Source organism: Streptomyces sp. NPDC037271, assembly GCF_055603605.1.
Genome location: NZ_JBVJVN010000003.1, coordinates 26743 through 41483, shown reverse-complemented (window position 1 = coordinate 41483; position 14741 = coordinate 26743). Strand labels below are relative to the sequence as shown.

The window sequence follows — 14741 nt, the reverse complement described above, 5'->3', positions numbered from 1 at the left end:
AAGGCCGGCGTCACGCCAGGCCCCCGGATGCGCCCACGGCCTCCCACGGACGGTCGCGGGGGCCCCGGCGTCTGCGCAGGATGGTGTTGACCGGCGGAGGACCGACAGATAACTTCACTCTACGGATTACTGATTCCGTTCAGCGGAAAAGTTGAAGCCAGGAGGGTGTGGGATGGGTCAGCAGGAGAAGGTGGCAACGAGCCTCGCGGGCGCCGTCGGCGAGGAGATCAGCGCCTCCCTCGCACCGGTCGACGCGGAGCTGGAGCGCCGCTACCCCGGAGACCCGGGCACCCGTCAGCCCGTGCACACCGTCTACGTCCCCGGCGACGTCTTCGCCGCCGACACCGTCCGCTCCTGGGGCGACCGCGCGCTCGCCGCCCTCGACGAACACGCCCCCGACGCCGCGTCCTTCGCCGCCGTCCTCGGCCTCGCCGACGACCTCGCCGAGCCGGTGTACGGCCGCGTACGCGCCAAGCTGGAGCGCGAGCCGATCGAGGACCTCCGCGTCGACTTCGAGGACGGCTACGGCAACCGCACGGACGCCGAGGAGGACGAGGCCGCGGCCCGCGCGGCCCGGCTGATCGCCGAGGCGTACGACCAGGGCACCGCGGCCCCGTACATGGGCATCCGCATGAAGTGCATGGAGGCTCCGGTGCGCGCCCGGGGCATCCGCACGCTCGACGTCTTCCTCAGCGGCCTGATGGAGGCCGGCGGTCTGCCCGACGGGCTGGTCCTCACCCTGCCCAAGGTGACGTACCCCGAACAGGTCACCGCCATGGTGCGGCTCCTGGAGGCCTTCGAGAAGGCCCGCGGCCTGGAGTCCGGCCGCATCGGCTTCGAGATCCAGATCGAGACCAGCCAGTCCATCCTGGCCGCCGACGGCACGGCCGCCGTCGCCCGCATGATCCAGGCCGCCGAGGGCCGCGCCACCGGCCTCCACTACGGCACCTTCGACTACAGCGCCTGCCTCGGCGTCTCCGCGGCGTACCAGGCCAGCGACCACCCGGCCGCCGACCACGCCAAGGCCGTCATGCAGGTCGCCGCCGCCGGCACCGGCGTACGCGTCTCCGACGGCTCCACCAACGTCCTGCCGGTCGGCCCCACCGAGAAGGTCCACGACGCCTGGCGCCTGCACTTCGGCCTCACCCGCCGCGCCCTCGCCCGCGCCTACTACCAGGGCTGGGACATGCACCCCGGCCACATCCCGACCCGGTACGCGGCCGTCTTCGCCTTCTACCGCGAGGGCTTCGAACAGGCCGCCGCCCGTCTCGCCCGCTACGCCAACCGCACCGGCGGCGACGTGATGGACGAGCCCGCCACCGCCAAGGCCCTCAGCGGCTACCTGCTGCGCGGCCTGGACTGCGGAGCCCTGGACATCGCGGAGGTCGCCCGGCTGACCGGTCTGACCCGCGCCGACCTGGAGGGGTTCTCGTCCCCGCGGCGCGGTGACCTCACGGCATCGGCGCAGTAGGCGGCCGGGTCCCCGGGAGCGGTCCGTCCGTCCGGCCGGAGCGCACGTACCGCTCCAGGCCGGACGCCGTCACCCGCTCCTCCTCGGCGAACAGCCGCGTCCCCCGCTCGCACAGCCGCCGGTCGGCCCGCGCCCGCGCACAGAACTCCTCGGGCGTCGCCCCGAACAGCTCCCGCAGCCGGGCCGACTCCCGCAGCAGCTCGGTGATCAGTACGCGTTGGTCGCCGGGGTGCCGGCGGGGTGCTGCTCCGGTGCCGTCGTGCAGCACGCCGTGGCGGTTGACGTAGGCGTACGCGCCGCGCAGCACCGCGGTGCCGTCCCCTTCCGCCTGCTCGACGCGTACGTCGGGCGCGGAGAGCCAGGCGCGGTCGAAGTTGCCGGACGCCATCGGCACCCCCTCGCTCGCGTCGATCACGGCGAGCTGCTCGGCGTCGAGCCAGAGGACGAACAGCTCCCGCACGAAGCCCGGGGCGCCCACCGGCGAGGCGGACACGTAGCCCATGCGGCTCACATGGGCGGAGACGCCGATGTCGACCCCGGTGACCCGTGCCTTGACCATCGGGATCGGCGAGTCGGTCCCGAACTCGGCCATCTTGTGCCGCAGCTGCGCCGGGGCGGCGTTGGAGCCGATCGCGATCACGGGGAACCGGTCGACGCGGTCCTCGTGGACCGGCCGGTCCAGCGGCAGCAGCCGGTCCCCGTCCAGCACCCCGGACTCCCGCGGCCACGCCCCCGGGTACAGCAGCGGCTCCTCACGCGGTACCCCGGCCAGCCCGAGCGCCCGTAACGTCCGGTCCTCGCGGGGCGGTCGCGTCGGCGCGCGGTCATTTTCCGGTGGCCGGGCGGTCCTCCGGCCCTCGTCGCATTGCTTCGACACGGTGCGGGTCCTCCCGGCGGTGAAGTGGCGGTGGTGGTGGCGTGGGAGCGGGTCCGGGCCGCCAGGTCCGGCTCCGGCGCGGCTGGTCGTCCGCCGGTGGCGGCGGCGTCCGGCCTTCTGCGTCCGCCGGTTCAGGCGCCGCCCGGTTCCCGCTGCCGAGGGCTGACGGGCCGTGCCGGTAGGCCCGGCACCGACCGAGGCGGTAGGCCCGGCACCGGCGCGGAGGCGGTTCGCTTCGTACACGCCGGCACCGGCCGAGGCGGTTCACCCCGTACACGCCGGCACCGGCCGAGGCGGTTCACCCGTGCACGCGCGGGACCGTCCGGTCGGGCGGGGCCGCGGCCGTCCGCGGGGCGTTCAGTACCCGCCCGCCGGGCCCGCCGCCGCCCGCGCGAGACCCTGCGGGGCGTCGGCCGCGGGCGGCTCACGCCGCCGGTGGCAGCTCGCCCGAGCCGCGGGTGACCAGCCTGGTCGGCAGTTCGATGCGGTCGGGCGCGAGCAGGGTACCGTCCAGCTGCCGGAAGAGCCGCTCGGCGGCGGTGCGGCCGAGGGCCGCCGCGTCCTGGGCGACCACGGTGACGCCCGGCTGGAGCAGGTCGGCCAGCTCGATGTCGTCGAAGCCGACGAGGGCGACGCTGCGGGTCTGCTCGGCGAGGACGCGGATCACGGTGACCGTCACCCGGTTGTTGCCGGTGAAGACCGCGGTGACCGGGTGCGGGTCGGCGAGCATCTCCTCGGCGGCGCGGCGCACTCGCACGGGGTCGGTGACGCCCAGGGACATCCAGGAGTCCTTCACCGGTATGCCGGCGTCCTCCATGGCGGCCCGGTAGCCGCGCAGCCGCTCGGCGGCGGTGTGGATGCGGGGCATGTCACCGATGAAGCCGATCCTGCGGTGTCCGTGCGCGATGAGGTGGGCCACGCCGTCGCGGGCGCCGCCGAAGTTGTCGGACACCACCACGTCCGCGTCGATCTGCCCCGCCGGCCGGTCCACGAAGACCGTGGCGACGCCCGCCTTCAGCTCGGGCTCCAGATACCGGTGGTCGTCCCCCGCGGGGATCACCACGAGCCCGTCGACACGGCGCGCGCACAGCGCCAGCACCAGCTCCTGCTCCCGGTCCGGGTCCTCCGCGCTGGACCCGTTGATCAGCAGGGCGCCGTGGGCGCGGGCCACCTCCTCCACGGCACGGCTGAGCGGCCCGTAGAAGGGGTCGGCCAGGTCCTCCAGGACCAGGCCGATACTGGCGGTACGGCCCTTGCGGAGCACGCGCGCACTGTCGTTGCGGCGGAAGCCGAGCGCGTCGATGGCCTCCTGGACGCGGCGTTCGGTCTCCGGGGTGACGCCCGGCTCCCCGTTGACCACCCGGGAGACGGTCTTGAGACCGACCCCGGCCCGGGCGGCGACGTCCTTCATGGTCGGGCGATTGCCGTATCGGTTCCCGGGAAGGCGGGCTGCGCGGCGGGTCGTGTCGGGCACGATGCGGTGTCCTGTCCTGTCGTCCACGGGATTGCGTCGGCTCCCGTTGTCCACGGGGGACGTGTCGGTCATGGGTTTGTATGAGGATGTGGCGTCGAGCATAGAGCCTGGACAACGTTGTCAGATGCGGGGGACACTGTTCATCGCACTCTCCGGTCCTCGCCCCCACCGTGGGAGCGGTTCACTGTGCGTTCCTGGGTTCGTCATTCTTCATTCGGTCCGACGGGGAGATCCGACTCTGATGCACACCGACCTCGTGGCAGCGCTGGACATCGGCGGCACCAAGATCGCCGGCGCTCTGGTGGACGGCCACGGCCGCATCCAGGCACGCGCACAGCGTGCGACGCCCGCCCAGCAGGACGGCGACACCGTGATGCGGGCCGTCGAGGCGGTGCTCGGGGAGCTGACCGCGTCGCCGCTGTGGGGGCGGGCCGGGGCCGTCGGCATCGGCAGCGCCGGCCCGGTGGACGCCTGCGCCGGCACGGTCAGCCCGGTGAACGTGCCCGGCTGGCGCGACTACCCGCTCGTCCGGCGGGTCCGCGCCGCCGCCGGTGACCTGCCCGTCGAGCTGATCGGCGACGGCGTGGCCATCACGGCGGCCGAACACTGGCAGGGCGCCGCCCGCGGCCACGACAACGCGTTGTGCATGGTGGTCTCCACGGGCGTCGGCGGCGGTCTGGTCCTGGGCGGCCGGCTGCACCCCGGCCCGACCGGCAACGCCGGGCACATCGGCCACATCAGCGTGGACCTGGACGGTGATCCGTGCCCGTGCGGCGCGCGCGGTTGCGTGGAGCGCATAGCGAGCGGACCCAACATCGCGCGGCGTGCCCTCGACGCCGGCTGGCGGCCCGGCCCGGACGGCGACACCTCCGCCGCCGCGGTCGCCGCCGCCGCCCGCCTGGGCGACCCCGTCGCCGTGGCGTCGTTCGAACGGGCCGCGCAGGCACTGGCCGCCGGCATCGCCGCCACCGCCACCCTCGTCGAGATCGACATCGCCGTGGTCGGCGGGGGCGTCGGCAAGGCGGGCGACGTGCTCTTCGCCCCGCTGCGCAAGGCCCTGACCGACTACGCGACCCTGTCCTTCGTGCAGCGCCTGGCGGTCGTCCCCGCCCAGATGGGAACCGACGCGGGCCTGGTCGGCGCGGCCGCGGCGGCGCTCACGAGGACGGCGGACGCGACCCCGGCGAGGATCTGAGCGCACGCGGGGCCTTCCCGGCGGCCGCAGCGCCCCTGCGGATACCCGACAGGCCGGCCGGGTATCCGGTATCCGCCCGGTCGGCGAACCGCCGGGGCGTCGCTGTACGCGTGGCCCGGCGTGCCGGGAAGCCGATGTCCCCGCACGTCTTCATGCCGGCACCGGTGCCGATACCGCACTCGAGCCGCCGGCCACGTGGTCGGCCACCTCTGCGACGCAGTTCGTGAAGCGCGCCGGTCCGGCACGGGGGTTGCTCCCGGAATTCCGCTCGGATGGTGCCCGGCGGCCGTCGAGGCCGGTGTACCGGTATCCGGCCGCATGAGTGGCCGGCCGTGACTCCCACCCGGTCACGCCAGTTGAAGCACACATGAAGAAGCGCAGCATGCTCGCCCTCGCGACCCTGGCCACCGGTTTCGTCGTCGCGGCCGTCACACCCTCCCACGCCGCTCCGGGCGAACTCCCGCTCGGCCTCGACGTGGAGGGCACCGCCAGCACCGTCGAGGACGCGGTCGCCACCGACAGCCTGACCCCGGACGACGACGCCCACGGGCAGCTGGGCTGACGTACACCGCCCGGCATCACCACGCGGCGCCGACGCCCCCCCTCCCGGGGCGCCGGCGCCGCTGTCGTACGCCCTCAACTGCGCCTGGTTTCCGTGGCAGGGTGGAGCGGGCAAGCCTCAGGGGGCCAACAGAAGAGGGGGACCTGTGACCGTCGTCTGGATCAACGGCGCGTTCGGTGCGGGAAAGACCACCACCGCACGGGAACTGATCGAACTGATCCCGAACAGCACACTCTTCGACCCCGAGGTCATCGGCGGAGCGCTGGCGCAGCTGCTGCCGCCCAAACGCCTCGCAGAGGTCGGCGACTTCCAGGATCTGCCGATCTGGCGGCGCCTCGTGACCGACACCGCGGCCGCGATGCTCGCCGAGCTCGGCGGAACCCTGGTGGTCCCCATGACCCTGCTGCGGCAGGAGTACCGCGACGAGATCTTCGGCGGCCTCGCCGCCCGCCGCATCGCGGTCCGACACGTCCTGCTCGCTCCGGCCGAAACGATCCTGCGCGAGCGGATAGCAGGCCGCGAGATACCGGCGGACCTGCCCGACGGCGAGCTGCGCGTAAGGCAGTGGTCGTACGACAACATCGAGCCGTACCGGGCCGCCCTCGCCTCCTGGCTGACCGCAGACGCCCATCCGATCGACACCGGCGCGCTCACACCGTACGAGGCCGCCGTCCGGATCGCCGAGGCCGTCGGCACCGGTTCCGTGCCGGCCTGCGACATCGTGCAGACGCCCGAACCCACCGCCGAGACCCTCGCCGCGGGTGTCCTGCTCTTCGACGACCAGGACCGGGTGCTGCTCGTCGACCCCACCTACAAGCCCGGCTGGGAGTTCCCCGGCGGCGTCGTCGAACCGGGCGAGGCGCCCGCCCGCGCCGGGATGCGCGAGGTCACCGAGGAGACCGGGATCCGCCTCGACGACGTACCCGCCCTGCTGGTCGTCGACTGGGAACGGCCCACGCCCCCGGGCTACGGCGGTCTGCGCCTGCTCTTCGACGGCGGCCGGCTCGACTCCACGGACGCCGCCCGCGTGCTGCTGCCCGGGCCCGAACTGCGCGACTGGCGCTTCGTCACCGAGGACGAGGCCGCCGGTCTCCTGCCCCCGGTCCGCTACGCACGGCTGCGCTGGGCCCTGCGGGCCCGGGAGCGCGGCGCGGCACTGTACCTGGAGGCGGGCACCCCGGTCGGCTGACGTAGGCACGGTGCCGACACCCCGGGCCCTCCGGCGCGCGGGCGGCCACCGGACCGCGGTGACCGAAGCAGGTCACCTCCGCATCGGGGGTGGCCCGCCAACCGTCCGAAGGAGCCGACGGCCCGGTCCCGGCCGGCGCGGACACCGGGCGACACCGCGCCGTCGGGCAGCGCCCCGACAGGCGAGCGACGCCACGCCGCCCACCGGCGATGTGACGATGTGGCGACGGTGGAATCCGGGTGGCGGGCCCGGCGCCCCGCCGCCCCGTACGACCGGTGTCTCCCGGGCGTGGGACGGCACTCGGCCGACGCGGCGATGCCCGCCCCGGACCGGGCCGGCCCGGTGCCGAGCAGCAGCGTCAGGTTGCCGCCGTCGCCCCGGAGACGGGCCGGCGACCGGGAAGCGCGGCAGGCGCCGGAGGGAGGAGCCCGACGAGGTTCGTGCGACGGCCGTCGGTGGCAGGTCCGCGCCAGGCGACGGGAACCTGCCACCGACGGCCGAACCCGAGCCGGAACCGGCTGGAGCGCGGGCGGCCGGGCGTGGCCGTCCGGGGTCAGCGGGTCACGCGGCTCGCCGCGTAGTTGCGCAGGAACAGCGCCTCGGCGACCGACAGCCGCTCCAGCTCCTCGGGGGACACGCTCTCGTTCACGGCGTGGATCTGCGCCTCCGGCTCGCTCAGGCCGATCAGCAGGATCTCCGCCTGCGGGTAGAGCGCCGCCAGGGTGTTGCACAGGGGGATGGACCCGCCCTGACCGGCGTACTGCATCTCCTCGCCCGGATACGCCACCGCCATGGCGTCGGCCATGGCCTGGTACGCAGGGCTGGAGGTGTCGGCGCGGAACGCCTGGCCCTGGCCGATCTGCTCGACGTCCACCCGGGCGCCCCACGGCGTACGCGCCTCCAGGTGGGCCTGGAGCAGCTTGGTGGCCTCGGCGGCGTCCACGCCCGGCGGCACCCGCAGGCTCACCAGCGCACGGGCACCCGCCTGCACCGACGGGGTGGCGCCGACGACCGGCGGGCAGTCGATGCCGAGCACCGTGACGGCCGGCCGCGCCCAGATCCGGTCGGCGATCGAACCGGAACCGATCAGCTCCACGCCGTCCAGCACCCGGGCGTCCCGGCGGAACTGCTCCTCCTCGTACGCCAGACCCTCCCACTCGCTGTCCGCGGCCAGTCCGTCGACGGCCGTCGAACCGTCCTCGGCGCGCAGCGAGTCCAGTACGCGGATCAGGGCGGCCAGCGCGTCGGGCGCCGCGCCGCCGAACTGGCCGGAGTGCAGGTTGCCCTCGAGCGTGTCGACGCGGACGCGGACGAGGGTCATGCCGCGCAGCGTCGAGGTGACCGTCGGCAGACCGACCCGGAAGTTGCCCGCGTCGCCGATGACGATCGTGTCGGCGGCCAGCAACTCGGGGTGCTGCTCGGCGTACCGCTCCAGGCCGCCCGTGCCCTGCTCCTCCGAACCCTCGGCGATCACCTTGACGTGCACCGGCACGCCCCCGTTCGCCTTCAGCGCGCGCAGCGCGAGCAGGTGCATGAGCACGCCGCCCTTGCAGTCGGCGGCGCCGCGCCCGTACCAGCGGCCGTCGCGCTCGGTCAGTTCGAACGGAGGGGTGACCCAGCCGGCCTCGTCCAGCGGCGGCTGCACGTCGTAGTGGGCGTAGAGCAGGACCGTCTTCGCGCCCTCGGGCCCGGGCAGGTACCCGTACACCGACTGCGTGCCGTCCGGCGTGTCGAGCAGGTCCACGTCCTGGAAGCCCTCGGCGCGCAGCGCCGCCGCGATCCAGTTGGCGGCGCCCACGCTCTCGCTGCGCGGGAACTGGTCGAAGTCCGCCACCGACTTGAAGGCCACCAGTGCGGTGAGCTCCTCCTTCGCCCTGGGCATCAGGGAGGAGACGGTCTCGGCGACCGGATTCGACGACATGGGCACGCTCCTTGTGGGTGCGACGTTGTACCGATGAGTACGGGGATTGGTAGGCCGATCCTCCCACAGTGGCCTGCGGCGATGGTCGCCGTAGGATGCGGGGGTCAGGTGCGGCATGCGGTTTGTTGGGAGCGGTAGACCATCGTGAGCAGCGAGAACTCTTCGGCGGACGACGCGCGTCAGGTCTGGGACGTGGTCGTGGTGGGCGCGGGACCCGCGGGGGCCTCGGCCGCCTATGCGGCGGCGGTCGCGGGGCGGCGCGTGCTGTTGCTGGAGAAGGCGGAGCTGCCCCGCTACAAAACGTGCGGCGGCGGCATCATCGGTCCCTCGCGCGACACCCTCCCGCCCGGCTTCGAGCTGCCCTTCCGGGACCGTGTGCACGCGGTGACGTTCTCGAACAACGGGCGCTTCACCCGGACCCGGCGCTCCCGGCAGATGCTGTTCGGGCTGATCAACCGGCCCGAGTTCGACCAGCAGCTCGTCGAGCACGCGCAGAAGGCGGGTGCCGAACTGCGTACCGGTGCGACCGTGACGCGGGTGGAGCAGCACGGGGCGGCGGTGCCGGACCGGCGCACGGTCGCCGTCGTCCTGCAGGGCGGCGAGACCGTGCTCGCCCGGGCGGTCGTCGGCGCGGACGGCAGCGCCAGCCGGATAGGGGCGCACGTCGGGGTGAAGCTCGACCAGGTCGACCTCGGTCTGGAGGCGGAGATCCCGGTGCCGGAGACGGTCGCCGAGGACTGGAAGGGACGGGTCCTCATCGACTGGGGGCCGCTGCCCGGCAGTTACGGCTGGGTCTTCCCCAAGGGCGACACGCTCACGGTCGGTGTGATCTCGGCGCGCGGCGAGGGCGCGGCGACCAAGCGGTACCTGGAGGACTTCGTCGGCCGGCTCGGCCTCGCCGGTTTCGAGCCCAGCGTCTCTTCCGGCCACCTGACGCGCTGCCGTGCCGACGACTCGCCGCTGTCGCGCGGCCGGGTCCTGGTCTGCGGGGACGCGGCGGGGCTGCTGGAACCGTGGACGCGTGAGGGGATCTCCTTCGCGCTGCGGTCCGGACGGCTCGCGGGCGAGTGGGCGGTGCGGATCTCCGAGGCGCACGACGCGGTGGACGCGCGCAGGCAGGCCCTGAACTACGCCTTCGCCATCAAGGCCGGGCTCGGTGTCGAGATGAGTGTCGGCAAGCGGATGCTGGCGCTGTTCGAGCGCCGGCCGGGGCTCTTCCACGCGGCCCTGACCGGTTTCCGCCCGGCCTGGAAGGCGTTCAAGGACATCACGCAGGGCTCGACCTCGCTGGGTGAGCTGGTCCGCAGCCACCCGCTGGCGCAGCGGGCGCTGGCGGCGATAGACCGCCGGCAGGCGGGCGCGGCGGACTCCGCAGCCGCTCCGGACTCCGCGCGCAGCACGGATGCGGCGGACACCCGGGGCGCCGCGGGCACGGCGGGCACCGCGGGAGACGAGGCCGGCTCCTGACCTCGATCCGGAAGGCCGGGGGTCGGGCGCCATGCGGCACGGCTCCGTGTCCGACGAGCCGTGGCCTACGCCGTTGAAGAAGATCCCGGCGTCCGCCCTCCAGCGTTCGAGGTAGCGCCGGGAGGGAGGGGAGGGGGAGGACGTACTTCCCCGGGAGTACGTGTGATCACCTCGCGCGGGTGACGCCTTCCCCGCGCACGGCGTCTAGCGTGGCGGCATGGACGGGAAGCGCGGGCACGGGGGCGGGCCGCCGCAGTGGTGGCGGCACGTGCCCCCGTGGTGGAACCACCGGGGCACGGAGGAGCACCGCGACCGATGGCCCTGGCGCCCCACGATGCTGATCACGGCGTTCGTGCTGTTCAGCTCCAACTTCGCCGCCCACGTCCAGGCGGACGAACGGGTCCCACTGGACCTCTTCGCGCGCGTGCTGCTGTTCCTGACCGGAGCGGCCCTGCTGTGGCGGCTGCGGTATCCGGTGCCCGTCGTGTTCGGCACGGTGGTCACCACCCTGGTCTACCTGCTCGTCGGATACCCGTCCGGGCCGGTGCTCGTGGCCGTCGCGGTGGCCTGCTTCAGCGCCGTCGTAGCCGGGCACCGCAGGGCCGCGTGGACCGCGATGGCGGTGATGTGGGCCGGGCTGGCCCTGCTGACACACTGGCTCTACCGGTGGCTGCCACCGTCCGGGGACTCGGCCGCTTCCTGGGGGCAGGAGATCGTGATCGCCACCTGGGTGGTGGCCATCGTGGCACTGTCGGAGTTGACCCGGACCCGACGGGAGCAGTGGGCGCGGGACCGGGCCGAACAGGCCCAGGCGGCCAGGCGGCGCGCCGACGAGGAGCGGCTGCGGATCGCCCGCGAACTGCACGACGTCCTCGCCCACAGCATCTCCGTCATCAACGTGCAGGCGGGCGTCGGTCTCGCCCTCCTCGACAACGATCCCGAGCAGGCACGCACCGCGCTCACCACCATCAAGGCCATGAGCAAGGAGTCGCTCGGACAGGTGCGCCAGGTCCTCGACACACTCCGCACCCCCGGCGCCGCGCCGCGCGCCCCCGCTCCCGGGCTCGACCGGCTGCCCGAACTGGTCGAACAGGCGGCGAGCGCGGGTCTCACCGTCGAGGTCGAGGGGGAGCCGCCGCGGCTGTCGCCCGGTGCGGACCTGGCCGCGTTCCGCATCGTCCAGGAGGCCCTCACCAACGTCGTACGGCACTCGGGTTCGCGGCACGCGCGCGTGCACCTCGGCCGGGACGGGAGCACGCTGCGGCTGCGCGTCGACGACGACGGCCCCGCGACCGGTGCCGAGGCGGGCGGCAGCGGCAACGGGCTGGCCGGCATGCGGGAGCGGGCGGCGGCACTGGCCGGCACCATCGAGGCGGGCCCGCGCCCCGACGGCGGCTTCCGGGTCCTCGCGACCCTGCCGGTCGATGTGGAGCACGCCGAGCCCGTGAAGCGCGCCGGCGACGTGAAGCACGCCTAGACCGTGAAGCACCCCACGGATGTCAACGACGTCGACGACGTGAAGGAGGACGACCGGTGATCCGCGTACTGCTCGCCGACGACCAGTTACTGGTACGTGCCGGCTTCCGGGCGCTGCTGGACGCCCAGCCGGACATCGAGGTGGCCGGAGAGGCCGCCGACGGCGAGGAGGCGGTGCGCGCGATCAGCGAACTGCGCCCCGACGTCGTCCTGATGGACATCCGCATGCCCCTCCTCGACGGCCTGGCCGCCACCCGCCGGGTCACCGGGGCTGGGCGGCGAGCTGCTGCGCGGCGCGCACGGCTTCGCCGGGGAGATCGGGCACATGGTCGTCGATCCGGAAGGCCCGCTGTGCCGGTGCGGAGCCCGCGGCTGCCTGGAGCAGTACGCCGGACAGGCCGCGCTGCTCAAGGCCGCGGGCATCGACGCGGACGCGGGCGTGCAGGGCGTCGCCGAGCTCGAACGCCGTGCCCGGCGGGGCGACCCGGCCGCCCTGTCGGCGATCGAGCGCGCCGGGCGGCAACTGGGCGTCGTCCTGTCGGGCGCGGTGAACCTCTTCGACCCGGACGCGGTGATGCTCGGCGGCGTCTACCGCGAGCTGATGGACTGGGTGGCCCCCGCCGTCGACCGCGAGCTCGCCCTGCGTGTCGTCTCCGGGCTGTGGAGCGAGGACGGGAAGCGGCTGCGGCCCTCCTCGTCCCTCGGGGACGCGGCCCGGGGTGCGGCGGGCGTGATCGTCCGGGAGGTGCTGGCCGACCCGTCGGCGTACGCCGAGCGGGAGCGGAGCTGACGCGGGGGGCCGCCCGGCCGAGGCCCCCCGCTCCGGGCCGGCTGCTCCAGACCGGCCGCGCTCCGGGTCAGCCCCGGTTCGCGGCGATCATCTCCCGGTACCAGTGGTAGCTGTCCTTCGGCGTGCGCTCCTGCGTGTCGTAGTCGACCCGGACGATGCCGAAGCGCTTGTCGTAGCCGTACGCCCACTCGAAGTTGTCCAGCAGCGACCACACGTAGTACCCGCGTACGTCCACTCCCGCGTCCATCGCGGCCCGCAGCGCGGTGAGGTGGTCGCGCAGGTAGGCGACGCGGTCGGCGTCGTGCACCGTGCCGTCGGCGGCGGGCGCGTCGTCCTCCGCCGAGCCGTTCTCCGTGATGTGGATCGGCGGCAGCGCGTCACCGTACTGCTTCTTCAGCCGGACGAGCAGGTCGGTGAAGCTGTCCGGGACGACCGGCCAGTTCATCGCGGTGTGCCGGACGCCCGGGTGCCGGACCTCCTCGTAGCGGTTGTCCGTGGCCACCCGCCGCGCCGGGTCGCTCTCGCGGTGCGGGGCGTCGGCGACCACGATCGGCCGGTAGTAGTTGACGCCGAGGAAGTCCAGCGGCTGGGAGATCAGCTCCAGGTCGCCGTCCCGCCGGAAGTCCTCCCCGGTGATCAGCTCGCCCCAGGTCTCCTCCTCGGTGGCCGGGTAGCGGCCCGCGAGGATCGGCTCGGTCCACACCAGGTTGTGCTGGGTGTCCGCGCGGACCACGGCCGCCAGGTCGGCGGGGGAGTCGGTGGCCGGCAGGTTGCGGTCCAGGTTGAGCGTGATGCCCACCTCACGCACCCCGGCCGCCCGCAGGGCGCGCACCGCCAGCCCGTGGCCGACCAGCAGGTGGTGGGCGGCCGCCAGCGCGCCCCGGCCCTCCTTGGCGCCGGGAGCGTGCCTTCCGATGGAGTAGCCGAGGAAGGAGCTGCACCACGGCTCGTTGAGCGTGATCCAGCGCGGCACCCGGTCGCCCAGGTGCTCCGCGACCACGGCCGTGTACTCGGCGAACCGCTCCGCCGTCTCCCGCACCCGCCAGCCACCCCGGTCCTCCAGGGCCTGGGGAAGGTCCCAGTGGTAGAGGGTGGCGGCCGGCTCGATGCCCGCCGCCAGCAGCTCGTCGACCAGGCGGGAGTAGAAGTCCAGGCCCTTCCGGTTCACCGCGCCCGAGCCTTCCGGCACGATGCGCGGCCAGGCGATCGAGAAGCGGTACGAGTCCACCCCCAGGTCGCGCAGCAGCGCCACGTCCTCGGGGTAGCGGTGGTAGTGGTCGCAGGCCACGTCGCCGGTGTCGCCGTTCACCACCAGGCCGGGGGTGTGGCTGTACGTGTCCCAGATCGACGGACCGCGGCCGTCCTTTCGTGCCGCGCCCTCGATCTGGTACGAGGCGGTCGCGGCGCCGAGCACGAAACCGGGCGGAAAACTGGGGAAGTCACTCATGCTGTGAAGCTCATCTCCATGTGTACGAGGCCGCATACGCGGGTCACTTGACGGAGCCGCCGGTGATCCCGGCGGCGATGTACTTCTGGGCGAGGACGAGCAGGATCGCCGCCGGCACCGCGGAGAGCACGGAGGCGGCCATCACCGAGCCCCAGTCGCCGACGTGCGCGCCGATGTACTGGTAGATACCCAGCGTGATGGGCTTGACCTCGTCGGTCGTGTTCAGGGTGAGCGCGAACATGAAGTCGCTCCACGAGAACAGGAACGCGAACAGCCCCGACGTGATCAGCGAATTGCGGCTCATCGGCAGCACGACCCGCGTGAACGTCCGCACCGGCCCGGCGCCGTCGATCTGCGCGGCCTCGATCACCTCGCCCGGGATCGACACCATGAAGGAGCGCATCAGCACGATGGAGAACGGGATGCCCAGCGAGGCGTCCGCCAGCATCAGACCGAAGTAGGAGTTGACCAGGCCCAGGTCCACGTACGAGTTGTACAGCGCGTTGGCGATGACGATGCCCGGCACCATCTGGGTGATCAGCGTGCCGAACACGATCGTGCGCGAGCCGCGCAGCCCGAAGCGTGCCAGGCCGTACGCCGCCGGTGCCGAGATGAGCAGGCAGATGGCGACCGCGCCGAGCGAGACGGCCAGCGAGGTGAGCAGGTGCCCGCCCTGGTCGCTGATGGCCTTCGAGAAGCCGGACAGGTCCAGGCTGCCCGGCACCGGGTCGACCTGGAGCAGCCCGGACTCGGGCTGGAGCGCGGTGTTGAGCATCCAGTACAGCGGGAACAGCATCACGCCGAGGACGAGAACGCCGGCGACGGTGGAACCCCAGCGGCGCCGGGAGGCTGTGGGCGTGTGGGAGGCCATG

At 73.6% G+C, this 14741-nt stretch carries 11 protein-coding genes and 2 pseudogenes; 8 read left to right on the top strand and 5 right to left on the bottom strand.

From position 1 onward, the window contains the following. The first annotated feature begins 172 nt into the window (after positions 1–172). Positions 173–1471 (top strand): DUF6986 family protein, encoded by a 1299-nt coding sequence (locus ACZ7G3_RS08000; protein WP_470924051.1) that lies wholly within the window; start codon positions 173–175, stop codon positions 1469–1471. Here the strand turns inward: ACZ7G3_RS08000 and ACZ7G3_RS07995 are convergent. After that, the gene (locus tag ACZ7G3_RS07995) at positions 1452–2243 is read right to left on the bottom strand and encodes a hypothetical protein (protein WP_426602272.1); all 792 of its coding nucleotides are present in this window, start codon (positions 2241–2243) and stop codon (positions 1452–1454) included. The two genes, ACZ7G3_RS08000 and ACZ7G3_RS07995, sit on opposite strands and share 20 nt — an antisense overlap. A 529-nt stretch (positions 2244–2772) precedes the next feature. Beyond that, positions 2773–3849 carry a LacI family DNA-binding transcriptional regulator gene (locus ACZ7G3_RS07990; protein WP_470924533.1) on the bottom strand — a complete coding sequence of 359 codons (1077 nt, stop codon included), beginning with the start codon at positions 3847–3849 and terminating at the stop codon, positions 2773–2775. 214 nt (positions 3850–4063) lie between these two features. Between ACZ7G3_RS07990 and ACZ7G3_RS07985 the strand changes: the two genes are divergently transcribed. The 3 genes from ACZ7G3_RS07985 to ACZ7G3_RS07975 all read left to right on the top strand — a co-directional run bounded on the left by ACZ7G3_RS07985 (position 4064) and on the right by ACZ7G3_RS07975 (position 6768). Next, on the top strand, positions 4064–5017 hold the full coding sequence (locus ACZ7G3_RS07985) for an ROK family protein (RefSeq protein ID WP_426602254.1): 954 nt from the start codon (positions 4064–4066) through the stop codon (positions 5015–5017). 367 nt (positions 5018–5384) lie between these two features. After that, on the top strand, positions 5385–5579 hold the full coding sequence (locus ACZ7G3_RS07980) for a hypothetical protein (protein ID WP_470924049.1): 195 nt from the start codon (positions 5385–5387) through the stop codon (positions 5577–5579). A gap of 145 nt (positions 5580–5724) precedes the next feature. Then, positions 5725–6768, top strand: a complete 1044-nt coding sequence (locus tag ACZ7G3_RS07975; protein WP_426602256.1) for an NUDIX hydrolase — start codon at positions 5725–5727, stop codon at positions 6766–6768. Positions 6769–7321: 553 nt separating this feature from the next. Here the strand turns inward: ACZ7G3_RS07975 and ACZ7G3_RS07970 are convergent. After that, positions 7322–8689 carry a dipeptidase gene (locus tag ACZ7G3_RS07970; RefSeq protein WP_426602257.1) on the bottom strand — a complete coding sequence of 456 codons (1368 nt, stop codon included), beginning with the start codon at positions 8687–8689 and terminating at the stop codon, positions 7322–7324. A 144-nt stretch (positions 8690–8833) separates the two neighbouring features. Between ACZ7G3_RS07970 and ACZ7G3_RS07965 the strand changes: the two genes are divergently transcribed. The 4 genes and pseudogenes from ACZ7G3_RS07965 to ACZ7G3_RS07950 form a co-directional block, all read left to right on the top strand. After that, positions 8834–10156: a geranylgeranyl reductase family protein gene (locus ACZ7G3_RS07965; protein ID WP_470924046.1), complete on the top strand. Its 1323-nt coding sequence runs from the start codon at positions 8834–8836 to the stop codon at positions 10154–10156. A 217-nt stretch (positions 10157–10373) separates the two neighbouring features. Then, on the top strand, positions 10374–11633 hold the full coding sequence (locus ACZ7G3_RS07960) for a sensor histidine kinase (protein WP_470924044.1): 1260 nt from the start codon (positions 10374–10376) through the stop codon (positions 11631–11633). Between the two features lie 56 nt (positions 11634–11689). Beyond that, positions 11690–11902: pseudogene (locus ACZ7G3_RS07955) on the top strand (response regulator transcription factor); the annotation flags it as partial. Next, positions 11892–12422, top strand: a pseudogene (locus tag ACZ7G3_RS07950) (ROK family protein); the annotation flags it as partial. The pseudogenes ACZ7G3_RS07955 and ACZ7G3_RS07950, both read left to right, overlap by 11 nt. Positions 12423–12489: 67 nt before the next feature. On the opposite strand, the gene ACZ7G3_RS07945 reads toward ACZ7G3_RS07950, so the two are convergent. Together ACZ7G3_RS07945 and ACZ7G3_RS07940 are read right to left on the bottom strand one after the other, a co-directional pair. Continuing rightward, on the bottom strand, positions 12490–13869 hold the full coding sequence (locus ACZ7G3_RS07945; protein WP_470924042.1) for a GH1 family beta-glucosidase: 1380 nt from the start codon (positions 13867–13869) through the stop codon (positions 12490–12492). Positions 13870–13912: 43 nt separating this feature from the next. Beyond that, a complete protein-coding gene (locus tag ACZ7G3_RS07940; protein ID WP_426518038.1) occupies positions 13913–14740 on the bottom strand; it encodes a carbohydrate ABC transporter permease in 828 nt (275 codons plus the stop codon). Position 14741 lies beyond the last annotated feature (1 nt).

Coding starts and splice junctions, on each gene's coding strand:
- ACZ7G3_RS07985 (WP_426602254.1), top strand. CDS start 4,064: ATGCACACCGACCTCGTGGCAGCGCTGGACATCGGCGGCACCAAGATC.
- ACZ7G3_RS08000 (WP_470924051.1), top strand. CDS start 173: ATGGGTCAGCAGGAGAAGGTGGCAACGAGCCTCGCGGGCGCCGTCGGC.
- ACZ7G3_RS07960 (WP_470924044.1), top strand. CDS start 10,374: ATGGACGGGAAGCGCGGGCACGGGGGCGGGCCGCCGCAGTGGTGGCGG.
- ACZ7G3_RS07980 (WP_470924049.1), top strand. CDS start 5,385: ATGAAGAAGCGCAGCATGCTCGCCCTCGCGACCCTGGCCACCGGTTTC.
- ACZ7G3_RS07970 (WP_426602257.1), bottom strand. CDS start 8,689: ATGTCGTCGAATCCGGTCGCCGAGACCGTCTCCTCCCTGATGCCCAGG.
- ACZ7G3_RS07940 (WP_426518038.1), bottom strand. CDS start 14,740: ATGGCCTCCCACACGCCCACAGCCTCCCGGCGCCGCTGGGGTTCCACC.
- ACZ7G3_RS07945 (WP_470924042.1), bottom strand. CDS start 13,869: ATGAGTGACTTCCCCAGTTTTCCGCCCGGTTTCGTGCTCGGCGCCGCG.